The sequence below is a fragment of the Rhizobium sp. CC1099 genome (assembly GCF_029714385.1).
Classification (GTDB): Bacteria; Pseudomonadota; Alphaproteobacteria; order Rhizobiales; family Rhizobiaceae; genus Rhizobium.
On sequence record NZ_CP121641.1, the window covers coordinates 2,427,684 to 2,453,420 of the forward strand.

Here is a 25,737-nt window from a genome sequence, read left to right on the forward strand (position 1 = left end):
CTGGCACCAGTTGAAGCGAACCCGCAAAGTCGAACTACCAGTCGAGCTGCTTGCTCAAAGTGATCTTGAACGTGCGCCCCTTGGCGTAATCGTTAGACGTATTTTCCCGATAGTATTGATCGAAGAGATTGTTGACGCTGGCCTGGACCTGCCATCCCTGCATCTCACCGCTCTGCGGCCTCCAGGAGGCGAAGATATCGACGGTCGTCCAATCAGGCGCCGGCACGACGAGATGGTTGGGCGTGGAACCGGAGGATGCAGCCGTTCCGCGGACGCTGTTCTGCGCCTCGAAGGCATGCGTTACGCGGGTGCCATATTCGATGTCGCGCTCGGGAAGCCGGCCGCCCAGGGTGAAGGCGATCTTGTGGGCCGGCACGGTCGGCAGCGGCTTGTTGTAGTTCACCCCATCGCTGCGGTCCTGGCCCTGCGTGCCGGTATAGGCAAGCTTGGCGAAGGCGTAGTCCGATTCGTAGGCCCCTTCGACTTCGACGCCATAGATGCGGGCCTTGCCGACATTGTAGAAATAGGAGGACGCGCCCGTGCCCGTGGTAGCGATGAGATTCTCCAGGTCATTGTAAAAGGCGGTCGTCTTGAAACTGATGTTGTCGCCCGCCTGGAATATGTCATCCCGTGTTGCTGTAAAGCCGACTTCGTAGTTGTTGGACTTTTCCTTCTTGAGGTCCAGGCTTGTTCCTTTGCTCCAGGTGTAGAGCTCATCCAACGTCGGCAGACGTTCGGTGTGGGCAATCGATCCAAAAACGCCGAATTCGTCGGTGAGCTTGTAATGCGCGGCAAGCTTGGGCGAGAAAGCCTGATCGTTGACGTCGACGGCATTGCTGAAAGCCGCCGTGGAATCGCCGGGCTCTCTCCAGACGAAGTCGCCGCGAACGCCGCCGATGATGGTCAGCCGCTCGTCATAGATGAATTCGTTCTGCACGAAGAGTCCGACCTTGTTGTCGGTGCCCTCGGGATGTGTGGCGATCGCACCGGGCGTCGGGCCGGTCGCAAGCGGCGAATCCGCGGTGCGGTCCTGATGGCTCAGTTGGGTGCCGTAAGTCAGGTAGCTTACCCAGCTATCGCCGGAGAACTCGGACGTATTCTGGAGATTGGCCTGCCATGTCCGGTAGCCGTAATCGGCATCGATGATGTTCGAAAAACCGCCGAGCGTCCCATCGCTCTGGTCAACCGAAGTATCAGAGTATGAGAGACTGGCCTTGAGGTCGAGCCACGGATTGTCGCTGACGGGATTTTCGTAGCTCAGTACCGCGGTATCATCGATTACATGGCGGTCGACAGTACCGAATGCGGCCTGTGTGCCGGTCTGTGCATAGTCCTGGTCGTTAGCATCGCTGTCCCAATGCTGATAGGACAAGCGCACCGTTTGCTCGTCGCCATCGCCGAAATGGAAAGTCCCTTTGGCAAGACCTGACCACGACTGGAAGTCGGAGCCCGACAGGTCGGTGCCGTCTCCCAACTCGAATTGGCTGGACCCACGCTTGTTCAGCATGCCGAGGAATTCGGCGCCTTCGTTGAAGCGATGCGCGAAAATAGACGAGCCGAGGTAGCCGTTGCCATTTGTTTCATAGCTGCTCTTGAGCCTGAGAGCATTGTCATAACCCTCCTGCAGAAAGTCGGAGGCATCCTTGGTTGTGAAGTTGATGACGCCGCCGAGGGCACCGGCGCCGTAAAGCGTTGAAGAGGCCGGTCCGCGCAGCACCTCCACGGACTTGTAGAGTTCAGGGTCCGAGAAGAACGATCCCATCCGGTACTGTTCGTAGAATTTCTGGGCTCCGTCCACATTCACCACGATGCGCGAGCCGTCGGCGGAATCCTCGGTGGAGCCGATGCCGCGGATATTGAACGCCTCGCCGAAGACACGGTCGCTGCCGGCAATGGAGACGCCAGGCACATCCTTGAAGATATCCCCGATCGTTTCAGGCTGGAGGTCATCGATATCCTTTTGGTCGAGAACGGTAACGGCCTGCGGCGTATCGATGGCGATCTTTCGCTGCCCTGCACCGACGACGATCTTTTCAAGCGGCGTTACGCGATCCGTCTTTTGGGAAGCCGCCTCCTCTTCCTGGCTTTGCGAATACGCCGGGAACCCAGCGCCAAAGACGAACAGAGCAGTGCAAGCCAAAAGAACGGCGCGCGAATTGCGGACAATCATTAAACCAACCCTCTAGGATGAATGACTACCGGGCTGGCTGGTCGGTGCGCGTCAGGCGCTCGAGGGGCTGGCTAGGCTTTTCCGATTTGCGGCGGACCCAACATTCCGCCTTCTTCCTGTCGCATAAAAAACATGAGTATCATTGTCAATATAAACGCTCGGTTTATCTTGAATTCAATTATCAAGTTTTAAGGATGTCCGGGAACGTTGCGAAATTGCAACGAAATCCGCGCTCATGCGTTGCCCCTTTTCCATCGGCAGCCATGGACGGTTGAAGCTTGAAGAACATCGCAATTGCAGCGGCCACCGCAACCCTGATTATCCTCACTGGCGCAAGCCTCCCAGACAAAGGTCCCATCCCGCACAAAAAGCCGCAGATTGCCGGCGAAGCCAAAACACCGGCAGAAACGACGCCAACCCCCGAACGGAGGCCATCAACCGTTAACGATGCACAGAGCACGCCCGCCCCTCAAAACGAGACGCCTTCGGAGGCGGCAAAGCCGCAGGACAAGAAGCCGGAGAAGTTCGGCCCGCCGGCGCCCGGCACGTTGGAAGCTCAGAACCTGACCATCGAAGCGGAAAGCGATGCCGATCACGCGGAATGCGTGAGGCAATTGCAGGCGCTTGGCGCCGTCTTCAAGGATATCCCGCGCATCGATGACGGCCACGGCTGCGGCATCGACAAGCCGATCAGTCTTGTGGAGGTGCTTCCCGGCATCAAGGTGAAGCCGGAAGCGACATTGCGCTGTCCGGCGGCTCTGGCGCTTGCCCGCTGGATGAAGGAGAGCGTCGTTCCAGCCGCCACCGCCGCCGCGAAGGAACAGGGCCGGATCACGGCGGTCAATCAGGCGTCGTCTTACCTCTGTCGCCTGCGCAACGGCGCGGCGAGAGGGAAGATTTCCGAACATGCCCGCGGCAACGCCATCGATATTGCAAGCTTCGGTTTCGAAAAGGGCGATGACATTGCGGTCAAGCCGCGCCGGGAAGATCCCACCCTCACCGGCGCCTTCCAGCGCACAGTCAGCGCCTCCGGCTGCCTCTATTTTTCCACCGTGCTCGACCCCGAAAGCGATAGCGCGCATGAGACGCATTTCCACATGGACGTGCTGCAGCGCAAGGGAGAATTTCGTTATTGCCACTAACGAGCGTCGCGAGTGCTCCAATATCTAGAGCTGGTTGCCGAGCCGATCGCCGCTTCAGTTGTCCGCACGTCGCGTGCACACATACGGCTTCTTGACGCAGGCAATCTTTGGCGTGGAGCATTCGGCCTTGCCGTCGACCATGGCGCAGATCGAGCACTGGTCGCTGAACTCCAAGCAGCCAGGGGTGTTCTTGATGAAATCCGCCATGCTCTTCTCCTCGGCAGACGGCGGATCGGCGGCCATTGGACCATTCGCTGCAGACAGCGAAAGGACCGCCACTGCGGTGAAAATAAAGCTTCGCAGCAAATTCAAAACAACCCCTCGATATAACCCTGCTCATTCAGGAATATCCGCTCGGCGGATGGCGATTTCGGTAACCCCGGCATTGTCATGATTTCGCCTGTGATGACGACGACGAACCCGGCGCCTGCCGAAAGCCGAACTTCGCGCACCGGCACGATATGGCCCTCGGGCGCGCCGCGAAGGTTCGGATCTGTCGAAAAGGAATACTGCGTCTTCGCCATGCAGACAGGCAGGTTGCCGTAGCCTTGCTCCTCCCAGACGATGAGCTGATCGCGAACCGCCTTGTCCGCCGTCACCTCGCCGGCGTGATAGATCTTCGAAGCAACGATTTCGATCTTTTCGAACAGCGGCACGCTGTCGGCATAAAGCGGCTCGAATCTCGCCTGGCCGGATTCCGCCAGTTCCACCACCTTGTAGGCGAGATCCTCGATACCAGCCGAGCCTTCCGCCCAGTGGCGGCAGAGGATCGCTTCGGCGCCGTGGCGAGCAACGTATTCTTGGACGGCCGCGATTTCCTTATCCGTGTCCGAAACGAAATGGTTGATCGCGACCACCACCGGAACGCCGAATTTCCGCACATTCGCGAGATGCCGCCCGAGGTTCGAACAACCCTTGACGAGTGCTATGACGTTTTCTGCCGCCAGATCCTCCTTCTTCACGCCACCGTTCATCTTCAGCGCGCGCACCGTGGCAACGATCACCGCCGCATCGGGCTTCAGCCCCGCCTTGCGGCACTTGATGTCGAAGAATTTCTCTGCGCCAAGATCGGCCCCGAACCCCGCCTCGGTCACGACATAATCGCCGAGCTTCAGCGCCGTCTTCGTCGCAATCACCGAGTTGCAGCCATGGGCGATATTCGCGAACGGTCCGCCATGGACGAAAGCCGGATTGTTCTCCAGCGTCTGGACAAGGTTCGGCTGCATCGCGTCTTTCAGGAGCACCGCCATTGCACCGTCCGCCTTCAGATCGCGGGCATAGATTGGCGTCTTGTCGCGGCGATAGCCGATGATGATGTTGCCGAGGCGGGCTTCCAGATCCTTGAGGTCTGTCGCCAGGCAGAGGATCGCCATGACTTCTGAAGCGACGGTGATGTCGAAGCCGTTCTGGCGCGGAAAGCCATTGGCAACGCCGCCAAGCGAAGACACCATTTCGCGCAGCGCCCGATCGTTCATGTCCATCACGCGGCGCCAGGTCACGCGGCGCAGGTCGATGTCCAGCTCGTTGCCCCAGTAGATATGGTTGTCGATCATCGCGGCGAGCAGGTTGTGCGCGGCGGTGACCGCATGGAAATCGCCGGTGAAATGCAGGTTGATGTCTTCCATTGGGATGACCTGCGCATAACCGCCGCCGGCAGCACCACCCTTGACGCCGAAGCATGGCCCGAGTGACGCTTCGCGGATGCATACGACGGCTTTCTTGCCGATCCGGTTGAGGCCGTCGCCGAGACCGACGGTGGTCGTCGTCTTGCCTTCGCCCGCCGGTGTCGGGTTGATGGCGGTGACCAGAATCAGCCTGCCATCCTTCTTCCCTGCCTGCGCGGCGATGAACTCCGCGCGGACCTTCGCTTTGTCGTGACCATAAGGCGCGAGATGTTCTGCCGGGATGCCGAGCGTCGCGCCGATCTCGAAAATGGACTTCTTCGTTGCCGCACGCGCAATTTCGATGTCGGATTTGATGGCCACGCTGGTCTCCCCGGAAGCTTATGCTTCTGCCCCCGGAAACATGCCGCGATCCCAGCGCCGGAAACAAGACCCCGGACGCCGCTTTTTCATTGCCTCCACCACAATCGGACGTCACTCATGGACGCAACTTTCGAGAGCGTCATTCTTTGAAATTTACGTTAAAAGTGCAGACGCTTTCTCCCAAGGAAAACGGGAAAGGATCGTGAATCTCGTCATCTTGCTGCGACGGCGCCTGGAACACACCGGACGCCACGCAAAACGGCGTGCCGAGCCCGACCAATGTCGTTAAGCTCCATAAAGCGCTGGCGCCATCAGATGCCGAGGGGATGGAACAGAAGGCTTGTTATTACCAAGGCGCCAGGACGACACGTGACGGGACAAGGCGCTCGGCGGCGGCACCGGCAAGGGGACACGGTCGGCTCGCTTGGCATTCCCGATGACATGGTGTTTTTCAACCTTGCGTTGCTTCCTGCTGCCGCCGCGTTGACAGATAGCACCTGTTCGAGCGCGAAGTTGCAGATAGTCGGGGCCGCTCCTTGACGCGCGACGTCTTCGATGCCTTCGCGGACGCCGTGAAACATTCAGACGACGTCATGGAGTGCCACATGGTCAAAGGCGGCTTCGTTTACGTCAAGGCACGCGCCGCTGGCATGGAGACCCACCGGCAATTTCTTTCCGAAGTGATTCTGCCGCTGCCGGCGTGCGGAAACCCGCACTGATGCAGTAATAGAAGAAGTAAAGTCGGCCGGACTGCTACCTGTATAATATTAAACACAACCAAAGAGCGTGGCAGTGTGATTAATTTTTAACAGTATGATTTAATCAGCGTACCCAAGTCAATTAGGGCTAGCGTGACCGGCAATTAGCGTATTTGATAGCTTAAACATGAAGGCAAGGCGGGGCGCATTATGTCTTACATGACTACCTCCGAAAGGCAGTCACTTTTATCGGCAGAATTGGCATCGGCGCGAACGCGCGCTCTTTTTGTCCAGGCCTTGCACAGGATTGCAGATGCTTTTGGATTTGCCCATTGTACGCTGATGAATAAGCCGTCCGCGGAAGACCTTTTTCTCAAACCGCTAGTAATCGAAACCTCGCTGACGGGCACGTATCTCAGAGAATTCGACCGCGCTCATACATTGCGCGCTTTTCCTTTTTCGACAGTGCTCGGAGAGTCCGTCGCCCCGCAAAAATGGAATCTCTCTGACCCCCCAACCTCTGAGATGTTTCGTTGCGAACTTCGCAGCCTGATGCTCCAGCACAAAATGCCGGTCAGCGTCGTTTTGCCGGTCAATGGGGCAGACGGCAAACGGCTGGTTTTCTGGTTCGCAGGCGACCGCGCACCGCTCAGCCAGAGCGAGATGAACGAACTCACGGCGATCGTGCTTCACGCCTTCGACGCCTACAGTGCCGTCAAGCGCAACGAAGACAGCACCTATCACGCGCTTTCCGCCCGCGAGCTCGAAGTCGTTCGCTGGACCGCCCAGGGCAAGACCTCCGTGGAAATCGGCCAGATCCTCGCCCTCTCCGATCATACCGTGAACGCCTACATGACGAACGCCATCAAAAAACTTGATTGCGTGAACCGCACACAATTGGTTGCAAAGGCTATCCGATTAAAGCTCATCACCTGAGAAACGATAAGAGAACCAGCGCGTAAACCTCACATAGGAGGGAACGCGCCTCTTCGATTCGATCAGCCGGGACTCCACAAGAAAGAGCGGTCGGGCGACCATATCAGCATCAGCGATGCTGAAAGCGTTCGACTTGTTTGCGCCCCCCGCCCTTCGGTTACTGGCGCATGGACATCGAGACAGGGCATTTCTTTGGCACTGAAGACGTCCATGCCATCTTCGACCTGCCATACACGCCCGGTGCCGAAAATCTTGTCGACTTGCTTTCACGGCTCCATGAAGAGGACCGAATCCTGATCGCGCAGACCTTCAAGCACGAGAGTCTGCACAAGGTTGGATTTCACCATGCTACAGGGTCGATAACCGGCCCGGCGGCTACAAGATGGCGAGATTGATCAGGCGTTTGTGCGGCCACGAGATCGTCGGCCTCACCTACGAATTCGTCGAACCGCTTCGCATTGCGGAGATCGAAGACAATTCGCCTCGGTCCTGACGATCAGCGGTCGAGGACGGAACGCATCTCCACGAGGTTAGACCGGACCCGTAGGATGTAGAAGCCCATTGTCGCCAGATGGCTCGGCATGATCCAGCCGTCCTCGCGGCCATTAGAAATGATCGCCGGCTGGATGCGTAGGGCCGCTTGAAACTGCTTTGTCGTGCCGCTCCAGATGGCGCCAAGATTGCGCTCGGCCACCACCTGCGAAAAGTCCGACTGTGCAGCCGAAAGGATGGCGTAATAGGCATAGAGCTGCCCGTAGGCGAACCAGAAACGGTCATCAGCACGCGTGTCGAACCAGCCGCGATTGTGATTTTCCGAGCGCTCCGCCAGCATGTCGGACGTGCCGCCGAGATCGTTGGCAATGCGGTCGATGAACTGGATGAGGTTGTCCGCACGGCCGTCAAAAACAGCGTTGCAGCTGGCAAGGTCGGTATTGAACTTGCGCAGGCTGCCGATGGCCGAACGATAGTAGCTCGGCGTCGGCGTCTTCGGCCCGAACGGATTGAGCCCGAAATACCAGCTGTATTCGTCGAATTGCAGATTGCCGCGGGCGTTCTGAAGATCGTTGTTGATGCCGGAGGTGCCGCGCACGCGCCCGAGCGTATCGACAAGCTCGGCCGATGTCCGCCTCGCCGCCTGATTGACTCCGCGCTGGAAGGACGCCTTGTTGTCGAGGAACGGCGTATGATCCCAGTCGATGCCGAAAAGCCCGAGCCGGTAGAGCAGCATGGACGATATCCATGCGCTCTGGTTGACGTTGAAGTCGGTCAGATCGGCAGCGACATCGACGATCGCAGAACGCTGGCAGGTCTTGGCCGCAGGTGCTGCACCGCCGGCAACCGGCAGTTCCTGGCCGGCCGGAACCTTGCGCTCCGAAAGACGGTACTGGTCGACGAAGGACGGATTGAAATTCGACCAGACCTGCGTCTGCCAGAAGAAATACGCGTAAAGGACGGCAAGCAGCGCCGCGAGCGCAATGATGGGAATTCGGATCATCCACGTCCGGCGCTGGTACCAGCCATGAGCGGCAAGGAAGGGCCAGAACGCCCAGGCGGCAAGGAGGCTGAACCAGCGGGCGATCGTGCGGCCGATCAGCCTGAAGAAACCGGCGATCCGGTCGAGCATGCCCTTCTCCTAGCAGAACGTCAGAAATTTCTGCTTTCACATATGTGTTTGCTCGATCGAGCACAACATGAAGGAGAGATTTTTAACGGATCGCGCGGGCCAGAAAGGACAGGGATCGCGATTATTGCCTTTAAGACGTCATCAAGAGCGCAGGAAGCGCAGTCTGAACCTCGAAGGCTTTTGCGTCAGGTCGATGATCGGGGCATCGGCCGCGTCGTGGCTTTCGGCAAAAGCCGCGAACTTCCGGGCGAAGGCCGCATCTGCTGCCGCCTTGCGCAGTCCGATTTCCTGCGGAACCAGCATGCCTTTTTCGAAGAGCGAGATCGGCCCGGCGATATGCGGAAACAGCTCCTGCGTTATCTTCCGTTTCGAACCCGGAGCGTCGGCATCCACCTGCGCCTGATAGATGATCAGTCGCTCTTCCGTATCGATCGAAAGCTTGCGGGCCAAGGCGTTGCAAAGACCGATCTGGCTGTTCAACCCGTCGACAAACGCCTGGAACATTGTAATGAAGCGTTCGCGGCGCTGGCTTTCGTGGCGCATCGTCTGCTCTTCTTCGGCGATCTTGTCGGCCTGCGCCTTGAGCGCGCGCCGCTCCTCCTCCATTCGCTCCCATTCGGTCTTGCCGCCGTAAAGGCCGATACGCCCCTGCGTCGTCAGTGCTTTTGCGTTCAGCTCCTTCATGCGCAGCCGCGCAATATCGATGGCATCGACAAGGAGCCGGCGCTGCCCGACAATCGTGACAACGCCGCGCTCAGCCGCCTTGTGGCAGGCAAGCGCGAATTCGCGGTGGCTGCCGACCAATCCCGCAATAGTGTTCGATTTCGACAGCAGGTCGAGCAGCCGCTCGATCACGGGGGCCGCGCGCACGCGCTGACTGTGGAGGTGCCACATGCGCTGCCTCGAAAACCAGCCGGTCAGCTTCTCGCGCGCGGTCAGGCCGCGGAAACTGTCCAGATCCGCCGAAACCTCCGCCGTCATGCGGTCGAGGCCGGCCACCATTTCGCCAAGCAGCCCATCGAACTCCAGGCGCGCTGTGGCAAAAGCCTGGAACCGGTCGCGCTGCGCCAGAAACGCCTCGTCGTCAGATTGCGCTCCGTTGCGCGCAAAGTCCTCGATGAAGGCAGCGCACGCGGCTGCGTCGGCGCGTAGGGTTGAGACAAGCGCATCGGCTGCTTCAAATAGACTGTCGAACGAGGGAGCTTTGCGCACCGGCTTCTCCAGAGAATCTCCGAGCCTAGCCTAGCCGCTCGGAGGCCGAAGCTCAAACCGCCTCGGCGCGCCATTCGCCGTTCATTGCATCGTCCCAATGCCTGCGGCAGAGCGATACATATTTCTCGTTGCCGCCGACTTCGATCTGCGCGCCCTCGCGCGCAACCTCGCCGTCAGCACCGAGCCGCACGACCATTGTCGCCTTGCGGCCGCAATGGCAGATGGTGCGCACCTCGCGCATCTCGTCTGCAATCGCCAGCAGTTCCTCGGAAGCCGGAAACAGCTTGCCCTGGAAGTCGGTGCGAAGCCCGTAGACCATGACCGGTATGTTCAGCCGATCTACCACGCGGGCGAGTTGCCAGACATGCTCGCGCGTCATGAAATTCGCTTCGTCGACGAAGATGCACGCGATCGGGCCGCCCTCGCCGCTCAATTCCTTGATGAGCCCGAAAAGATCGGTATGCCCCTCGAAAGCGATCGCGCTCGCTTCCAGCCCGATGCGCGAACCGATGATACCCTTGCCGGTGCGCTCGTCGAAGGCCGCGATCAAAAGCACGGTGCGCATGCCGCGTTCCTGGTAATTATAGGACGCCTGCAGCAGCATGGTCGATTTGCCGGCGTTCATGGTAGAGTAGTTGAAATAGAGTTTTGCCATCGTTTTCTCCGCATTTTGCTTCTTGAAAGCTCGAATCGGCAAAGAAAAGACCGCAGAATCGATAATCACAGGAAATCCGGAGGCAAAAATCGTAAAATGCCCGGGAAACCGGCCGTGTCACGACAAATGCGACACGTCGCATTCGGGGTAGCCAATGCGGCGCAAACACACTGAGGTCGCTTGTAAATGTCCGCTATTGATGCTTGGCTTGGGAACCAAAGACTGGGAGTCTAAAATGAAAACAACAAGCGCATTCAAACTGACCACCGCCACTGCAGTTGCCGCACTTTCCATCGCAACCGCATCATTTGCCGCAGAACCCGAAAGTTGCTCGACCGTCCGTTTCTCGGACGTAGGCTGGACGGACATTACCGCAACCACCGCCGCCGCCGCGGTCGTTCTGGAGAGCCTCGGCTACGAGCCGGACGTCAAGGTTCTCTCCGTACCGGTCACCTATCAGTCGCTGAAGAACAAGGACATCGATGTGTTCCTCGGCAACTGGATGCCGGCACAACAGAAGGACGTCCAACCTTATCTCGACGACAAGTCGGTTGAATCCATCGGAGCCAATCTCGAAGGTGCCAAGTACACGCTTGCCACCAACGCCAAGGGCGCCGAACTGGGCATCAAGGACTTCAGAGACATCGGCAAGCACAAGGACGCCCTTGACGGCAAGATCTACGGGATCGAACCGGGCAACGACGGCAACCGCCTTGTCATGACCCTGATCGAGAAGAACGAGATGGGAATGGGCGGACTTGAAGTCGTCGAGTCCTCCGAACAGGGTATGCTGGCGCAGGTTGCCCGCGCCGAAAAGGACGGTAAGCCGGTCGTATTCCTCGGTTGGGCACCTCATCCGATGAACGAGAACTTCAAGATGACCTACCTGACAGGTGGCGACACCACCTTCGGCCCCAACTTCGGCGGCGCGACGGTCTACACCAACACCCGCGCAGGCTTCGTCACCGAATGCCCGAACGTCGGCAAGTTCGTGTCCAACTTGAAGTTTAGCTTGGAGATGGAAAACCAGATCATGGGCAAGATCCTCAATGATGGTGAGGATCCGCAGGTCGCGGCAACCGAATGGCTGAAGGCGAATCCGACGGCAGTCGAGCCATGGCTCGCCGGCGTCACGACCAAGGACGGCAAGGACGCCGCCGCGGCCGTCAAGTCCGGCCTCGGCCTCTGAATCTGATGAACGGGGCGGCCACGCGCCGCCCCTTTTTGTTTCATCCTGATCTCTGCTCTTTCGGATAGGCGCGCTCCTTGAACTGGATCACCGATTACAAAATCCCTATTGGCCCCGTCGCCAAATCCACCGTCGACTGGCTGACGTCGAGCGGCGAATGGTTTTTCGACAGGCTAGCCTTCGCTCTCTCGCACGTGATCGGCGCATTGCTCTTCATCCTGCAAGCGCCACATCCGCTGATCGTGCTCCTCGCCATCACGGCGATTGCCTATTGGCTCCGTCGCTCGATCGGCGTTGCGGTCTTCACCTTGCTCGGTTTGCTGCTGATCATGAACCAGGGCTACTGGAAGGAGACGACGGAAACGCTGGCGCTCGTTCTCGCCTCCACATTCGTCAGCATGGCGATTGGCATTCCGCTCGGCATTGCCGGGGCAAGACGCGCCTGGGTCTTCTCCATCATGCGTCCCGTGCTCGACCTGATGCAGACGATCCCGACATTCGTCTACCTGATCCCCGCACTCATACTCTTCGGCCTCGGCATGGTGCCAGGCCTGATCGCAACCGTGATCTTTGCCATCCCTGCACCAATCCGTCTGACCCGCCTCGGCATCATCTCGACACCGCCCTCCCTCGTCGAGGCAGCCGAATCGTTTGGCGCAACCCCGACGCAGGTGCTGCGCAAGGTCGAGCTGCCCTTCGCGATGCCGCAGATCATGGCCGGCCTCACGCAGACGATCATGCTGTCGCTATCGATGGTGGTCATCGCTGCGCTCGTCGGCGCCGATGGCCTTGGAAAGCCCGTCGTTCGCGCACTGAACACGGTGAATGTCTCCATGGGCTTCCAGGCCGGTCTCTGTATCGTCATCTTGGCGATCATTCTCGACCGCATGTTCCGCACGGCAGGCGAAGGAGACGGCGCATGACCTCGGTCCGCTTCGACAATGTCAGCATCATCTTCGGCGACAAGCCGCAAACGGCCCTCTCTCTCGTCGATCAGGGAAAGACCCGCGACGAGATCGGCGCCGCAACCGGTCTCGTTCTCGGCGTCGCCGATGCCTCGCTCACGATCGAGGAAGGCGAAATCCTCGTGCTTATGGGCCTTTCCGGCTCAGGCAAATCGACGCTGCTGCGCGCCGTCAACGGCCTCGCTCCCGTCGTGCGCGGCAAGGTTTCAGTTTCCTCGGCAACCGGCCCGGTAGATCCCTATGCATGCAGCCCGAAGGCGCTGCGCGATCTGCGGATGCACACCGTCTCCATGGTGTTTCAGCAGTTCGCATTGCTGCCCTGGCGGACGGTTGCGGAGAATGTCGGCTTCGGCCTCGAACTTGCCGGCATGCCGGACGCCGAGCGCAAGAAACGGGTCGAGGAGCAGCTTGAACTCGTCAACCTGACGAAGTGGGCGGACCGCAAGGTCAACGAGCTCTCCGGCGGCATGCAGCAGCGTGTCGGCCTCGCCCGCGCCTTTGCGACCGGCGCACCGATCCTGCTCATGGACGAGCCGTTCTCCGCGCTCGACCCGCTGATCCGCACCCGCCTGCAGGACGAGCTTCTCGAATTCCAGCGGCGCTTGAAGAAGACGATCCTCTTCGTCAGCCACGATCTCGACGAGGCCTTCCGCATCGGCAACCGCATCGCCATCATGGAGGGCGGGCGCATCATCCAGTGCGGCACGCCGCAGGATATCGTCAAAAACCCTGCCGATCAGTATGTCGCCGATTTCGTCCAGCACATGAATCCGATCAGCATGCTGACGGCACAGGATGTGATGCAACCGGGCCTTGGCCATGCGGCGGGGGCGAGCGTCAGCGCCACGGCGCGCGCCCAAACGCCGCTCGTCGATATTCTCGACGCGCTCGCCCGCCAGCCAGGCAGCATCGGGGTCGTCGAGAACGGCGCCATCATCGGCACGATTTCGGCTCAGGATGTCGTTACCGGCCTGACCCAGCACCGGCGCAAAGAACAGGCTTGATCCGGCCGTCTGCTTCCGTCAAGAAAGTGGACATGAAAGATCAGGCTTCCGTACTCAGGGAAACGGACGAAGAAGCGCGCAAGCTCGCGCGCGTTCTTTTGCGTTCCGCCCGCTATGGTGCTCTTGCCGTGCTCGACCCCGCGACCGGCTTTCCGTTTGCGAGCCGCGTTCTGCTCGGCACGGATATCGACGGCGTGCCTGTCATCCTCGTTTCGGCGCTGTCGACGCATACTAAGGCGCTGGAGGCCGACCCGCGCGCGTCCCTCTTGACTGGCGAACCCGGCAGGGGCGATCCCCTTGCGCATCCGCGGCTCACCACCCAATGCATTGCCGAACCGGTCGAGCACGGAAACGCCGTTCACCAGCGCATCCGCACCCGTTTCCTCGACCGGCATGCGAAGGCGAAGCTCTATATCGACTTCCCGGACTTCCGCTTCTTCCGTCTCGTTCCGCAGTCGGCAAGCCTCAATGGCGGCTTCGGCCGCGCCTATCTTCTGGAAGGTGCCGACCTCATGATTCTCTCGCCCGCGAACGAGGCCGTTGCCGCGCAGGCAGCGCAGACAGTGCGAGATTTAGTAGAGGAGCATGTCGACCTGTCCGAAGCGCTTGCGAAGCTTTTTAAGACGCCGGGGGATGCGGGATGGCGCATATGTGGAGTGGATTGCGCAGGGTTCGACGCTATTTCCGGTGATTTGCTCAACCGTTGCGAATTTGAGTCACCCATCGAGAATGCGACGGACATTAAGTCACACATATCTAAAATAGCATACTCGCTACGTGAAATTTAGGTATATACAATCTTCCGGACCAGTTGCTACGTTTTGAACGTCCGCCAACCCCGTCTAACGCCCTGTGCCTATACGGATACATAATTCGCTTAGGAAGATTGGAAATATGGAAACCACTAACCTTTCAGACCACTCTAACGTGGCGGCCGCCCTTTTATCAGCGATGGCGAACCCCAAGCGCCTCCTGATCCTCTGCAGTCTCGTCAAAGGCGAGGTTCCTGTCGGCGTCCTTGCGACCCAGGTTGGCCTCAGCCAGTCCGCGCTTTCGCAGCATCTGTCAAAGCTGCGGGCCCAGAAGCTGGTAAAGACCCGCCGTGACGCGCAGACCATTTATTACTCGAGCAATTCGGAACCGGTGATGAAGATCCTGGCAACGCTCGAGGACATTTATGCAGTCCAGGGCCGCAGCAGATCTGCAGCATAAACGCAGACATAATGTTTGCTAAAAAGCCGTGCCGCCAAAGGGATGTTTCCGGAATGGCATGGTGAGCAGTATTTCAGCACGATAATATAACTTTGGCCGGCAAATCTCTCGATTTGCCGGTTTTGTTATTTGCGGGAAAGCTGTGACATTCCATACGCCAATGGCCGGAACGCGCCATCGATGGTGGCGTCCATGGCTTGACGCCCCAAGAAGCGCTGATAATTTGACCGGACAGTAAAAATATGGGCGCAAAGCCCCGGGGACGGCCCCGCGACGGCCAGGAGAACAGCATGTCCAATCGCCTCAACGCACCGAACGATCTTCGCGCCTTCTGGATGCCCTTTACGGCAAACCGGCAATTCAAGAAGGAGCCGCGCATGTTCGTCGGCGCCAAGGACATGTATTACACGACCCATGACGGCCGTCAGGTGCTTGACGGCACCGCCGGTCTCTGGTGCGTGAATGCCGGCCACTGCCGGCCGAAGATCACCGAAGCGATCCGCAAGCAGGCCGGCGAGCTCGATTATGCCCCAGCCTTCCAGCTCGGCCATCCGAAGGCCTTCGAGCTTGCGAACCGCCTCGTCGATATCGCGCCGGAAGGCATGGACCACGTCCTCTACACCAATTCCGGATCGGAGTCGGTGGAGACGGCGCTCAAGGTGGCGCTGGCCTACCATCGGGTGAAGGGCAACGGCTCCCGCTTCCGCCTGATCGGCCGCGAACGCGGCTATCACGGCGTCAATTTCGGCGGCATCTCGGTCGGTGGCATCGTCTCCAACCGCAAGATGTTCGGCACGCTTCTGACCGGCGTCGACCACATGCCGCATACGCATCAGCCGGGCAAGAACACCTTCACCCGCGGCGAGCCGGAACATGGCGGCGACATCGCAACCGAGCTGGAGCGCATCGTCACGCTGCATGACGCCTCCACGATCGCCGCCGTCATCGTCGAGCCGGTCGCAGGTTCCACCGGCGTTCTCATTCCTCCGAAGGGCTACCTGCAGAAGCTCCGCGAAATCTGCACCAAGCACGGCATCCTTTTGATCTTCGACGAAGTCATCACCGGCTTCGGCCGCCTCGGCGCCCCCTTTGCCGCGCAGTACTATGATGTGAAGCCCGATATCATCACCACCGCCAAGGGCCTCACCAACGGCGTCATCCCGATGGGCGCCGTCTTCGTCACCTCCGAGATTCATGACGCCTTCATGAACGGCCCGGAGCACATGATCGAGTTCTTCCACGGCTACACCTATTCAGGCAACCCGATCGCGGCCGCCGCCGCGCTTGCCACCCTCGACACCTACAAGGAAGAAGGCCTGCTCACCCGCGCTGGCGAACTCTCGGATTACTGGGCCGACGCCCTTCACTCGCTGAAGGACTGCCCGAACGTCATCGACATTCGCAACACCGGTCTGATCGGCGCGATCGAACTCGACCCGATTGCCGGCGAACCGACCAAACGCGCCTTCACCGCCTTCCTGAGGGCCTATGAGAACGGCTTGCTGATCCGCACCACAGGCGACATCATCGCCCTTTCCCCGCCGCTCATCATCGAAAAGAAGCACATCGACGAGCTCTTCGGCAAACTGCGCGGGATTTTGCAAAACAACATTTGAGACCGGCGCAAGCGTCTGCCCTCACCTTAACCTCTCCCCCGCAAGTGGGGAGAGGGTTTGCTTGACCTCGGCCCAGGACGCGGCCTTACGCCGCAAAGCCTCGCGTCCGTCCGCGTGCCAGCTCTCGTGTTCGGAGCGGCCGAGGATGTCGACAAGGAGACCGCCGCCAAAGCGGATATCGCCGCCACCAACAAGGACTCTGCCTATTTGGCCCAGTATCTGCCTTCTGCCACGACCTCCTATGCTCTCGTCCCCGGCTCCCTGCATTTCAGTTTCATGCAGCCTTGCAAACCGGGTGCGGCAGCGCTGATTGAGGAGGAAGCTCCGGGCGAAAGCATCGTCTGCAAGGATGGTCAGGGCGCCGATCGAAACGCCATTCATCGACAAGTTGCCGATATGATCGTCGCCTTCCTGCAAAGAGCCCTTCCAACGAGATAGGTCGTGAAAACTTAAAAAAATCGCGATCGACGCCTGTTCCATTCCGGATTTGCGAAGACGGGCCTCGCTTTGTTATCTCCTTGCGTAATCGCAGCAAAATTCATAGAAAATTGATCTGTGCCTTCCGAAGCCAAAAGTGGCCGGAAGGCGCGTTGACCGCACCGTAGCCGTCGTCTTTTGGCGCATCCCTTTGGGGTGTTGAACGAACGGGTTTCGTTGTCGCGGCAGTCATCGCGGGCCAGAAGCCCCGCCCAAGGAGAACGAAAATGAGTCTGAAGACTTTGACTGGCGCGACCCTTGTCGCATCGCTGGCCTTTGCGCCATTTGCCTATGCCGACATCACCATCGGCCTGATCGCACCGCTGACCGGACCCGTTGCCGCCTATGGCGACCAGGTAAAGAACGGCGCGCAGACCGCCGTTGACGAGATCAACAAGAAAGGCGGCATCCTCGGCCAAAAGGTAGTCCTGAAGACTGCCGACGACGCGGGCGAGCCGAAGCAGGGCGTTTCCGCCGCAAACCAGCTCGTCGGCGAAGGCATCCGCTTCGTCGTCGGTCCGGTCACCTCCGGCGTCGCCATCCCCGCTTCCGACGTGCTTGCCGAAAATGGCATCCTGATGGTGACCCCGACGGCGACAGCACCGGACCTCACCAAGCGCGGCCTCACCAACGTGCTGCGCACCTGCGGCCGCGACGACCAGCAGGCCGAAGTCGCCGGCAAATACGTGCTCAAGAACTTCAAGGACAAGCGCGTCGCCATCGTCAACGACAAGGGCGCCTATGGCAAGGGCCTTGCCGACGCCTTTAAGGCAACGCTCAATGCCGGCGGTGTCACCGAGGTCATCAATGATGCGATCACTCCCGGCGACAAGGATTTCAGCGCGCTCACCACCCGTCTCAAAGCCGAAAATGTCGACGTGATCTACTTCGGCGGCTACCACCCGGAAGGCGGCCTGCTTGCCCGTCAGCTCGCCGACCTTTCCGTCAAGGCAACGATCATCGGCGGTGACGGCCTCTCGAATAGCGAATTCTGGAATATCGGCACGGAAGCTGCTGCAGGCACCGTCTTCACCAACGCATCCGATGCGACGAAGAGCGCTGACTCCAAGGCAGCCTCCGACGCGCTTGCCGCCAAGAACATCCCGGCCGAAGCCTTCACGCTGAATGCTTACGCGGCCGTCGAAGTCCTCAAGGCCGGCATTGAGAAGGCTGGCAGCGCCGAAGACTCCGAAGCTGTTGCCGCCGCCCTCAAGAGCGGCGAACCGATCGCAACCGCGATCGGCAAGCTCACCTATGGCGAAACCGGCGATCTCACCTCGCAGAGTTTTGCGCTCTACAAGTGGGAAGGCGGCAAGATCGTCGCCGCCGAATAAGGCCTGACAGTCGTATCCCATTGACCGGGCGTCTTATCGGCGCCCGGTTTTCATTTGTGGAGCAGCCTCCCTTATAGCGCTTTGTCCGGCACTTCAGTTATAACGGACGGATAGCCAGAAACGAGGATGCCCATGACCACCAAGCTCGAACGCCTCATCGACCAGGGCACAGGCCGCCTGCCGGCCGATATCGTTTTGAAAGGCGGACGTTTCTTCGATCTCGTGACCGGCGAGCTGGTCGAATCCGACATCGCCATCGGCAGCGATCGCATCGTCGGGACCTGCGGCACATATGAGGGAGAAACCGAGATCGTCATCTCCGGCAAGATCGTCGTTCCAGGTTTCATCGACACGCATCTCCACATCGAATCCTCGCTCGTCACGCCGCATGAGTTCGACCGCTGCGTTCTGCCCTATGGCGTCACCACCGCCATCTGCGATCCGCACGAGATCGCCAATGTGCTCGGCACCGACGGTATCCAGTTCTTCCTCGATTCGGCGCTCGAAACGATCATGGATATCCGCGTCCAGCTCTCCTCCTGCGTGCCCGCCACACATCTTGAGACATCCGGGGCGGATCTGCCGATCGAGAGGCTCCTGCCCTTCCGCGATCATCCCAAGGTCATCGGCCTTGCGGAATTCATGAATTTCCCAGGCGTGATCCACAAGGACCCGGTCTGCATGGAAAAGCTCGAAGCGTTCCAGGGCAGCCATATCGACGGCCACGCGCCATTGTTGCGCGGGATAAACCTCAACGGCTACCTCGCGGCCGGGATCCGCACCGAGCATGAATGCACGACCGCAGCAGAGGCCCTCGAAAAGATCAGCAAGGGCATGCAGATCCTCGTCCGCGAAGGTTCGGTCTCGAAGGACCTTAAGGCCTTGATGCCGATCATCACCGAGCGTCTATCGCCCTATCTCGCGCTTTGCACCGACGACCGCAATCCGCTCGACATCGCCGAGCAGGGCCATCTCGACTACATGATCCGCACCGCGATCGCGAGCGGTGTCGAGCCGCTTGCGATCTACCGCGCCGCCTCGATCTCCGCCGCCCGCGCCTTCGGATTGATGGATCGCGGCCTGATCGCGCCTGGCTGGCGCGCCGATCTTGCGGTCATCGATAGCCTGGAGCGCTGCAAAGCCGAGATCGTCTTTTCTGCCGGCCGCCGCGTCAGCGATGAACTCTTCGCCACCCGCAAACCGGTCGCGCCAGTGGGTCTCGACAGCGTGAAGGCGCGACCCGTCAACGCCGCTCATTTCGGCGTCCCGGCCACCGAAGGCGAGACGCCGGTCATCGGCGTCACCCCCGGCAAGATCATCACCGAATTTCGCCGGCACCGCCTTCCGGCAAAGGGAAACCAGACGGGCATCGACCTCGAAAACGACATCATCAAGGTCGCCGTCATCGAGCGTCACGGCAAGAACGGCAACCACGCCAACGGCTTCGTCCAGGGCTTTGGCCTAAAGAAAGGAGCGATCGCCTCCACCGTCGGCCATGACAGCCACAACATCTGTGTCGTCGGCGTCAGCGAGGAGGACATGGCGTGCGCGGCCAACCGCCTCGGCGAAATCAAAGGCGGCTTCGTGGTCGTCGAGGACGGCAAGGTGACCGGCGAAATCGCCCTCCCCGTCGCCGGCCTGATGAGCCTCGAGCCTTACGAAAAGGTCCGCGACACTCTCCACCATCTCCGAAAGGCAGCCTACGCGCTCGGCGCAACGCTGGAAGAGCCGTTCCTTCAGCTCGCCTTCCTGCCCCTGCCCGTGATCCCGCACCTGAAGATTTCGGACCGGGGCATGGTGGACGTGGATCGATTTGTGCTGATCGGGTGAAAGGCATTTTGGCAAATGAAAAGCAAACCGCTAACTTTTCATGCGGGAATGACGCGCGGAAACACGCGACCGCAGAGTTCTTGAAAGTATAGGAGGCTTGCCGGAGGAGCGGGTTCGAAGTGGCCGACGGGAGCTTTTCTTTGCTGAAATCGGATCCGAAGCACCCATCTTTGCATTTCAAAAGCCTTGGCTGTTTCTGGTCCGCACGCGTCGGCTCCTCCTGGAGGACCTTGGCTTGCCGAGATGGCGACAGCGTCATCGGTTCACATGCCGATTACGAAAAGCTCTTGAAGTGATCCCTGCGACCGCCTGCGTCAAATCCGGCTACAAAGCGCGCTTAGCGCTTCAAGCTGGATCGATTCCCCGCCAGCCAATCCGCCAGAGCCCGGCATATCGACGTGCTCGCCAAGCGTCATTCCCACGGGCAATCTAAACTCCGCCCGCTTGCGGGTCAGGTTGAAGACGAAGAGCAGTTTCTCGCCATTTTTCTCGCGCGTGAATGCCAAGAGATCCTGATTTGTACCGATGAATTCCATATCGCCGTCAAGCAACGCTGGATGCCGCTTCCGGATTTCCAGCATCTGGCGATAATGAGTGAGTACCGAGTTTACGTCCTCTTCCTGCGTATCGACGGAAAGGGCTGCCTGCTCGTAGGGAACAGGCAGCCAGCTTTTCTCTGCCGAGGTAAAGCCTGCATGCACCTTGCCGGCCTCCCAGGGCATCGGCGTGCGGCATCCGTCGCGGCCCTTGAAGGCGGGCCAGAAGCGGATGCCGTAAGGATCGCGCAGATCCTCGAAGGCAAGTTCCGCTTCGGCAAGTCCCAGCTCTTCGCCCTGATAAAGGCAGATCGAGCCGCGCAGCGCCGCCAGCACGGAAATTGCCAGCTTGGCGATCATTGGCCGCTCCTCCTCGGCTTTTGCAAACCGGCTCACATGGCGCTTGACGTCATGATTGGAGAAGGCCCAGCACACCCAGCCGTCGACAACCGTCTTTTGAAAGGTCTCGACGCAGTTGCGGATATGCGCGGCCGTGAAATCCGGTCCGAGCAGATCGAAGGTGTAGCACATGTGCAGCTTGTCGCCGCCGCTCGTATAGGCCGCGACGGTCTTCAGCGACCGCGCGCCGTCACCGACCTCGCCGACCGTCGCTCGCGCTTCATATTGGTTGAGCAGCGTCCGCAAGCGCTTCAGGAAATCGAGGTTTTCCGGCTGCGTCTTGTCGTGGAGATGGTTCTGCATGCCGTAGGGGTTGCTGTCTGGCGCATCGAGACCGCCGTCGCTTGTATCCGGCTCATGGGGGGGATTGTCGCGAAGCAGCTTGTCGCAGAAGTAATAGTTGACCGTATCGAGTCGGAAGCCGTCGACGCCGCGGTCGAGCCAGAACTTCACGGTCTTCAGTACCGCATCCTGGACCTCCCTGTTGTGGAAGTTGAGGTCCGGCTGCGAGGTCAAGAAATTGTGCTGGTAATATTGGCGCCGCACGCCATCCCATTCCCAGCCCGGTCCGCCGAAAATCGAAAGCCAGTTGTTCGGCGCCGTGCCGTCGCGCTTCGGGTCGGCCCAGACATACCAGTCCGCCTTGGGATTGGTGCGGCTCGAGCGGCTTTCGACAAACCACGGATGCTGATCGGACGTATGCGAGATCACCTGGTCGATGATGACTTTTAACCCCAGCGAATGGGCGACAGCCATCATCTCGTCGAAATCTTCGAGCGTCCCGAAGATCGGATCGACGTCGCAGTAGTCCGAGACGTCGTAGCCCATGTCAGTCATCGGCGATTTGAAGAAGGGCGAGAGCCAGATCGCATCGACGCCGAGATTGGCGATATGCGGGAGGCGGCGGGTAATGCCCTTGAGGTCGCCGAGACCGTCGCTGTTCGTATCCTGAAACGACCGTGGATAAACCTGATAGATGACCGCACCCCGCCACCAGTCCGCTGCCTGTATCGCCATTTGCCGGATTCTCCGCGCCATTCGAAATGCGCACAGACTAAAGCCCGGAAATCAAAAAACAACTGCGCCGATGACCTCTTTTGGGCGGGACGCGCATAGCAAAGAAAACGCCGCCTACGGGCTTGTCCACAACTTGAGCAACCCTCTTTCATTGGGGGTTGCAACGCCAAACCTTTGCGATAAGGTGCGTATTGACTTGCACGTAACAGGTCAAAAACCGGGAACAAATGACTAAGAATAGGCAAAAAAGCCTGGAAAGGTGGCCCAATATGACCCATACAACGAAAAAATTTCTAGCCTCAGCAATGCTTGGCACATTGCTGGCTTTCTCGGCCCACGCGGCCACGCTCAATATCCACAATGGCGGCGATCCGGCATCGCTCGATCCGCAAAAGCTCTCCGGCGACTGGGAGAATCGCATTGCCGGCGACATCTTCGAAGGACTCGTGGCCGAAGATGCTAAGCTCAACCCGATTCCGGGCCAGGCCCAAAGCTGGACCGTTTCGGACGACGGCAAAGTCTACACCTTCAAGCTGCGCGACGGCATCAAGTGGTCCGACGGCCAGCCGGTAACGGCCGGAGACTTCGTCTTCGCCTTCCAGCGCCTCATGGACCCGAAGAATGCCGCCGACTACGCCTATCTGCAGTTCACCATCAAGAATGCCGAAAAGATCAACAAGGGCGAGATCACCGATTTCAACCAGCTCGGCGTCAAGGCAATCGACGATAAGACGCTCGAGATTACGCTCGAAGCCCCGACGCCGTATTTCATCGGCGCGCTGACTCACTACACCGCATATCCGCTGCCGAAACATGTCGTCGAAGCCAAGGGCGCGGACTGGGTCAAGATCGGCAACATCGTCACCAACGGCCCCTACAAGCCCGTCGAGTGGGTACCTGGCTCGCACGTTACAACCGTCAAGAATGACCAATATTATGGTGTCAAAGATCTGAAGATCGACGGCGCGAAGTTCTTCGTGCTTGAAGACCAGGAAGCCGCGCTGAAGCGCTACCGCGCCGGCGAGTTCGACATCCTTACGGACTTTCCGACGGATCAGTACGAATGGATGAAGAAGAACCTGCCCGGTCAGGCGCACGTGGCGCCGTTTTCCGGCCTCTATTACTACGTGATCAACTCGAGCAAGCCGCCGTTCAGCGACAAGCGCGTCCGCCAGGCTCTTTCCATGGCGATCAATCGCGAGGTCATCGGCCCGCAGATTCTCGGAACGGGTGAATTGCCCGCTTATTCGTGGGTGCCGCCGGGTACGGCCAACTACGGCGAGCCGGCCTACGTATCCTGGAAGGACTTGCCCTACAGCGAGAAGGTCGTCGAAGCGAAGAAACTGCTTACGGAAGCAGGTTTCGGCCCTGACCATCCACTAACGGCACAGCTCAAGTACAACACCAATGACAACCACAAGCGCATCGCCGTGGCAATTGCCGCCATGTGGAAGCCGCTCGGCGTGAATATTGAACTCGTCAACGCCGAGACCAAGGTGCATTATGATCAGCTGAAAAGTGGCGAAGTGGAAATCGGCCGCGCCGGCTGGCTTGCCGATTACAACGATCCGGACAACTTCCTGAACCTGCTCGTTAGCGGCGTTCAGATGAATTATGGCCGCTGGTCCAGCCCTGAATACGACAAGCTGATCAAGGAAGGCAACGCGCAGACGGATCTGGCCAAGCGCGCAGAAATCTTCAAGAAGGCTGAGCAGCTGGCGCTGGACGATTCCGCCGCCTTGCCGATCTACTATTACGTCTCGAAGAACGTCGTCTCGCCGAAGATCGAGGGCTTCGTCGACAACGTGCAGGACATCCACCGTACGCGCTGGCTGTCGATGAAAGAGTAAGGAAAACGGCCCTTCCCGCGGTCTGCGGGTAGGGCCGGTCCACGATCATGATCAAATATGCACTCCGTCGATTGCTGTCGACGATCCCCGTTCTCTGGATCGCCGTCACAGCCTGCTTTTTCGTTTTGCGCCTTGCCCCCGGCGGCCCCTTCGATGGCGAAAGGCCATTGCCGCCGGTCATCATGAAGAACCTTGCGACCCACTACAATCTGGATAAGCCGCTGATCCAGCAGTATATTATCTATGTCGGCGACCTGCTGAAAGGCGATCTTGGCCCGTCCTTCGCCAGCGAAGATTTCACCGTCGGGCAGCAGATCATGATCGGCCTGCCCTATACCTTCACCATCGGCACCGCCGCCTTCCTGCTCGCCATCCTTGTCGGCGTCACCGTCGGCTGTTTTGGGGCGCTCTACCAGAACAAGACGCCCGACTATATCCTGGGCGCACTCATTCTGATCGGTGTCGTGCTTCCCAACTTCCTGATCGCCCCGATCCTGCAGCTCGTTTTCGGTATCCGTCTCGGATGGCTTCCAGTCGGCGGCTGGGGTGACGGCTCCTTCAAGTTCCTAGTCATGCCGATCGTCGTTCTGGCGCTGCCGCATGCCGGCCGCATATCGCGCATCACCCGCGGCTCGATGATCGAGGTCATGAACCAGAACTTTATCCGGACCGCCAAGGCAAAAGGCATCGGTCCGCGCCTGACGGTCATGCGCCACGCGCTGAAACCCGCCATGATGCCCGTCGTCTCCTATCTCGGACCGGCGGCAAGCTATCTTCTCACCGGCTCGCTGGTTGTCGAGAGCGTCTTCGGACTGCCCGGCATCGGCCGCTATTTCATCACTGCAGCGCTGAACCGCGACTACGGCATGGTTCTCGGAACGGTCATCTTCTACATGGTGCTGATCGTCTTCCTCAACCTTCTCGTCGACATCGCCTATGCGTGGCTCGATCCGAAAGTGAGAAACCGATGATCCTCAACCCCGCAAGACGCGAGCTTCTCGCTGCCGAGTTGCTGCAGGCCGAAGGCCTAGCCCCCGAAGGCCGTTCGCTCACCAAGGATGCGCTTCGGCGCCTGTCACGCAACAAGGCCGCGGTGATCTCCATCGCGGTGCTGGCGCTGCTCGTCCTCCTCGCCTTCCTCGGCCCTTACTTCATTCCCTTCAACTATGAAGATCCGGACTGGGCCGCCTTCCGCACGCCCCCGGACTTTGCAAGCGGGCATTACTTCGGCACCGATCCGAACGGCCGCGATCTTCTGGCCCGCGTGCTTTACGGCACCCGTGTCTCGCTTGCCGTCGCGCTGACGGCAACCGTCGTCTCCGTCGTCATCGGCGTGCTCTACGGCGCCGTCTCCGGCTATATCGGCGGCAGGCTGGATTCGGTCATGATGCGTTTCGTCGATATCATGTATGCCCTCCCCTACATCCTGTTCGTCATCCTGCTGATGGTGATCTTCGGCCGTAACGTCTATCTGCTCTTCGCCGCGATAGGCGCGCTGGAGTGGCTGACCATGGCCCGCATCGTCCGCGGCCAGACGCTGTCGATCAAGCAGCGCGAATTCATCGAGGCTGCACGCGCCTCGGGGCAGAGGCCTTTCAAGATCATCCTCAAGCACGTCATTCCGAACCTGGTCGGCCCGGTGGTCATCTTTGCGGCACTCACCGTTCCCGAAATCATCGCCACGGAGAGTTTCCTTTCCTATCTCGGCTTCGGCGTTCAGGAGCCGCTGACCTCGCTTGGCACGCTGATTGCCGAAGGCACCGATGCAATGGAGAACATGCCCTGGCTGCTGGTCTTCCCGGCAAGCTTCCTCGTCGCCCTGCTGCTCAGCCTGCTCTTCATCGGCGACGGCCTGCGCGACGCGTTCGACCCGAAGGATCGCTGAC

22 protein-coding genes and 1 pseudogene are annotated in these 25,737 nt (G+C 59.6%); 15 read left to right on the forward strand and 8 right to left on the reverse strand.

What is annotated here, in order from left to right:
* Positions 1 to 34 precede the first annotated feature (34 nt).
* Positions 35 to 2,170: a TonB-dependent receptor gene (locus QA644_RS12455; RefSeq protein WP_283068721.1), complete on the reverse strand. Its 2,136-nt coding sequence runs from the start codon at positions 2,168 to 2,170 to the stop codon at positions 35 to 37.
* Between the two features lie 278 nt (positions 2,171 to 2,448).
* Between QA644_RS12455 and QA644_RS12460 the strand changes: the two genes are divergently transcribed.
* Positions 2,449 to 3,312, forward strand: a complete 864-nt coding sequence (locus QA644_RS12460) for an extensin family protein (protein ID WP_283068723.1) — start codon at positions 2,449 to 2,451, stop codon at positions 3,310 to 3,312.
* A gap of 54 nt (positions 3,313 to 3,366) precedes the next feature.
* Here QA644_RS12460 and QA644_RS12465 read toward each other — a convergent pair whose 3' ends face one another.
* Entirely contained in the window at positions 3,367 to 3,555 is a 189-nt protein-coding gene (locus QA644_RS12465; RefSeq protein ID WP_283068725.1) for a hypothetical protein, read from the reverse strand.
* Between the two features lie 65 nt (positions 3,556 to 3,620).
* The gene (locus QA644_RS12470; RefSeq protein WP_283068726.1) at positions 3,621 to 5,297 is read right to left on the reverse strand and encodes a formate--tetrahydrofolate ligase; all 1,677 of its coding nucleotides are present in this window, start codon (positions 5,295 to 5,297) and stop codon (positions 3,621 to 3,623) included.
* A gap of 536 nt (positions 5,298 to 5,833) precedes the next feature.
* On the opposite strand from QA644_RS12470, the gene QA644_RS12475 reads away from it, so the two are divergent.
* The 3 genes and pseudogenes from QA644_RS12475 (at position 5,834) to QA644_RS12485 (ending at position 7,424) form a co-directional block, all read left to right on the forward strand.
* Positions 5,834 to 6,016 carry an Lrp/AsnC ligand binding domain-containing protein gene (locus tag QA644_RS12475; RefSeq protein WP_349254101.1) on the forward strand — a complete coding sequence of 61 codons (183 nt, stop codon included), beginning with the start codon at positions 5,834 to 5,836 and terminating at the stop codon, positions 6,014 to 6,016.
* Positions 6,017 to 6,205: 189 nt separating this feature from the next.
* Complete coding sequence (locus QA644_RS12480; protein WP_283068728.1) at positions 6,206 to 6,931, forward strand: LuxR C-terminal-related transcriptional regulator; 726 nt, start codon at positions 6,206 to 6,208, stop codon at positions 6,929 to 6,931.
* Between the two features lie 33 nt (positions 6,932 to 6,964).
* Positions 6,965 to 7,424: pseudogene (locus QA644_RS12485) on the forward strand (diguanylate cyclase).
* Between the two features lie 3 nt (positions 7,425 to 7,427).
* Here the strand turns inward: QA644_RS12485 and QA644_RS12490 are convergent.
* From QA644_RS12490 to QA644_RS12500, 3 genes are all read right to left on the reverse strand, one after another.
* Positions 7,428 to 8,555 (reverse strand): DUF2333 family protein, encoded by a 1,128-nt coding sequence (locus tag QA644_RS12490; RefSeq protein ID WP_283068729.1) that lies wholly within the window; start codon positions 8,553 to 8,555, stop codon positions 7,428 to 7,430.
* A 141-nt stretch (positions 8,556 to 8,696) separates the two neighbouring features.
* Positions 8,697 to 9,767, reverse strand: a complete 1,071-nt coding sequence (locus QA644_RS12495; RefSeq protein ID WP_239598000.1) for a hypothetical protein — start codon at positions 9,765 to 9,767, stop codon at positions 8,697 to 8,699.
* A 52-nt stretch (positions 9,768 to 9,819) separates the two neighbouring features.
* Positions 9,820 to 10,422, reverse strand: a complete 603-nt coding sequence (locus QA644_RS12500) for a thymidine kinase (protein WP_074069085.1) — start codon at positions 10,420 to 10,422, stop codon at positions 9,820 to 9,822.
* A gap of 235 nt (positions 10,423 to 10,657) precedes the next feature.
* Between QA644_RS12500 and QA644_RS12505 the strand changes: the two genes are divergently transcribed.
* From QA644_RS12505 to QA644_RS12530, 6 genes are all read left to right on the forward strand, one after another.
* On the forward strand, positions 10,658 to 11,611 hold the full coding sequence (locus QA644_RS12505) for a choline ABC transporter substrate-binding protein (RefSeq protein WP_283068730.1): 954 nt from the start codon (positions 10,658 to 10,660) through the stop codon (positions 11,609 to 11,611).
* A gap of 77 nt (positions 11,612 to 11,688) precedes the next feature.
* Positions 11,689 to 12,534: a choline ABC transporter permease subunit gene (gene choW, locus QA644_RS12510; protein ID WP_022714157.1), complete on the forward strand. Its 846-nt coding sequence runs from the start codon at positions 11,689 to 11,691 to the stop codon at positions 12,532 to 12,534.
* Positions 12,531 to 13,580: a choline ABC transporter ATP-binding protein gene (gene choV / locus QA644_RS12515; protein ID WP_074069087.1), complete on the forward strand. Its 1,050-nt coding sequence runs from the start codon at positions 12,531 to 12,533 to the stop codon at positions 13,578 to 13,580. Before choW ends, choV begins: the two co-directional genes overlap by 4 nt.
* A gap of 32 nt (positions 13,581 to 13,612) precedes the next feature.
* Positions 13,613 to 14,368 carry a pyridoxamine 5'-phosphate oxidase family protein gene (locus QA644_RS12520; RefSeq protein WP_283068732.1) on the forward strand — a complete coding sequence of 252 codons (756 nt, stop codon included), beginning with the start codon at positions 13,613 to 13,615 and terminating at the stop codon, positions 14,366 to 14,368.
* Between the two features lie 106 nt (positions 14,369 to 14,474).
* On the forward strand, positions 14,475 to 14,792 hold the full coding sequence (locus QA644_RS12525; protein ID WP_074069088.1) for a metalloregulator ArsR/SmtB family transcription factor: 318 nt from the start codon (positions 14,475 to 14,477) through the stop codon (positions 14,790 to 14,792).
* A gap of 290 nt (positions 14,793 to 15,082) precedes the next feature.
* Positions 15,083 to 16,408 carry an aspartate aminotransferase family protein gene (locus QA644_RS12530; protein WP_283068733.1) on the forward strand — a complete coding sequence of 442 codons (1,326 nt, stop codon included), beginning with the start codon at positions 15,083 to 15,085 and terminating at the stop codon, positions 16,406 to 16,408.
* A 21-nt stretch (positions 16,409 to 16,429) separates the two neighbouring features.
* Here the strand turns inward: QA644_RS12530 and QA644_RS12535 are convergent, their stop codons facing one another.
* Entirely contained in the window at positions 16,430 to 16,888 is a 459-nt protein-coding gene (locus tag QA644_RS12535) for a hypothetical protein (protein ID WP_283068734.1), read from the reverse strand.
* 224 nt (positions 16,889 to 17,112) lie between these two features.
* On the opposite strand from QA644_RS12535, the gene QA644_RS12540 reads away from it, so the two are divergent.
* Positions 17,113 to 18,219: a branched-chain amino acid ABC transporter substrate-binding protein gene (locus tag QA644_RS12540; protein ID WP_092585054.1), complete on the forward strand. Its 1,107-nt coding sequence runs from the start codon at positions 17,113 to 17,115 to the stop codon at positions 18,217 to 18,219.
* Between the two features lie 132 nt (positions 18,220 to 18,351).
* A complete protein-coding gene (gene ade / locus QA644_RS12545; protein ID WP_194727617.1) occupies positions 18,352 to 20,049 on the forward strand; it encodes an adenine deaminase in 1,698 nt (565 codons plus the stop codon).
* Between the two features lie 314 nt (positions 20,050 to 20,363).
* Here the strand turns inward: ade and QA644_RS12550 are convergent, their stop codons facing one another.
* Positions 20,364 to 22,001 (reverse strand): alpha-glucosidase, encoded by a 1,638-nt coding sequence (locus tag QA644_RS12550; protein ID WP_283068736.1) that lies wholly within the window; start codon positions 21,999 to 22,001, stop codon positions 20,364 to 20,366.
* A gap of 269 nt (positions 22,002 to 22,270) precedes the next feature.
* On the opposite strand from QA644_RS12550, the gene QA644_RS12555 reads away from it, so the two are divergent.
* The 3 genes from QA644_RS12555 to QA644_RS12565 are packed head-to-tail and all read left to right on the forward strand — an operon-like array spanning position 22,271 to position 25,736.
* A complete protein-coding gene (locus QA644_RS12555) occupies positions 22,271 to 23,851 on the forward strand; it encodes a peptide ABC transporter substrate-binding protein (RefSeq protein ID WP_074069094.1) in 1,581 nt (526 codons plus the stop codon).
* A gap of 47 nt (positions 23,852 to 23,898) precedes the next feature.
* A complete protein-coding gene (locus tag QA644_RS12560) occupies positions 23,899 to 24,822 on the forward strand; it encodes an ABC transporter permease subunit (protein WP_283068737.1) in 924 nt (307 codons plus the stop codon).
* The gene (locus QA644_RS12565; protein ID WP_283068738.1) at positions 24,819 to 25,736 is read left to right on the forward strand and encodes an ABC transporter permease subunit; all 918 of its coding nucleotides are present in this window, start codon (positions 24,819 to 24,821) and stop codon (positions 25,734 to 25,736) included. The genes QA644_RS12560 and QA644_RS12565 overlap by 4 nt, the downstream gene beginning before the upstream one ends.
* The last annotated feature ends 1 nt before the right edge of the window (position 25,737 follow it).

What these genes read in the sequence shown, in the direction of transcription:
- QA644_RS12480 (WP_283068728.1), top strand. Translation starts at nt 6,206, where the DNA reads ATGTCTTACATGACTACCTCCGAAAGGCAGTCACTTTTATCGGCAGAA.
- QA644_RS12525 (WP_074069088.1), top strand. Translation starts at nt 14,475, where the DNA reads ATGGAAACCACTAACCTTTCAGACCACTCTAACGTGGCGGCCGCCCTT.
- QA644_RS12505 (WP_283068730.1), top strand. Translation starts at nt 10,658, where the DNA reads ATGAAAACAACAAGCGCATTCAAACTGACCACCGCCACTGCAGTTGCC.
- choV (WP_074069087.1), top strand. Translation starts at nt 12,531, where the DNA reads ATGACCTCGGTCCGCTTCGACAATGTCAGCATCATCTTCGGCGACAAG.
- QA644_RS12465 (WP_283068725.1), bottom strand. Translation starts at nt 3,555, where the DNA reads ATGGCCGCCGATCCGCCGTCTGCCGAGGAGAAGAGCATGGCGGATTTC.
- QA644_RS12565 (WP_283068738.1), top strand. Translation starts at nt 24,819, where the DNA reads ATGATCCTCAACCCCGCAAGACGCGAGCTTCTCGCTGCCGAGTTGCTG.
- QA644_RS12540 (WP_092585054.1), top strand. Translation starts at nt 17,113, where the DNA reads ATGAGTCTGAAGACTTTGACTGGCGCGACCCTTGTCGCATCGCTGGCC.
- QA644_RS12490 (WP_283068729.1), bottom strand. Translation starts at nt 8,555, where the DNA reads ATGCTCGACCGGATCGCCGGTTTCTTCAGGCTGATCGGCCGCACGATC.
- QA644_RS12500 (WP_074069085.1), bottom strand. Translation starts at nt 10,422, where the DNA reads ATGGCAAAACTCTATTTCAACTACTCTACCATGAACGCCGGCAAATCG.
- QA644_RS12550 (WP_283068736.1), bottom strand. Translation starts at nt 22,001, where the DNA reads ATGGCGATACAGGCAGCGGACTGGTGGCGGGGTGCGGTCATCTATCAG.
- QA644_RS12455 (WP_283068721.1), bottom strand. Translation starts at nt 2,170, where the DNA reads ATGATTGTCCGCAATTCGCGCGCCGTTCTTTTGGCTTGCACTGCTCTG.
- QA644_RS12530 (WP_283068733.1), top strand. Translation starts at nt 15,083, where the DNA reads ATGTCCAATCGCCTCAACGCACCGAACGATCTTCGCGCCTTCTGGATG.
- QA644_RS12555 (WP_074069094.1), top strand. Translation starts at nt 22,271, where the DNA reads ATGACCCATACAACGAAAAAATTTCTAGCCTCAGCAATGCTTGGCACA.
- QA644_RS12535 (WP_283068734.1), bottom strand. Translation starts at nt 16,888, where the DNA reads ATGGAACAGGCGTCGATCGCGATTTTTTTAAGTTTTCACGACCTATCT.
- QA644_RS12560 (WP_283068737.1), top strand. Translation starts at nt 23,899, where the DNA reads ATGATCAAATATGCACTCCGTCGATTGCTGTCGACGATCCCCGTTCTC.
- ade (WP_194727617.1), top strand. Translation starts at nt 18,352, where the DNA reads ATGACCACCAAGCTCGAACGCCTCATCGACCAGGGCACAGGCCGCCTG.
- QA644_RS12520 (WP_283068732.1), top strand. Translation starts at nt 13,613, where the DNA reads ATGAAAGATCAGGCTTCCGTACTCAGGGAAACGGACGAAGAAGCGCGC.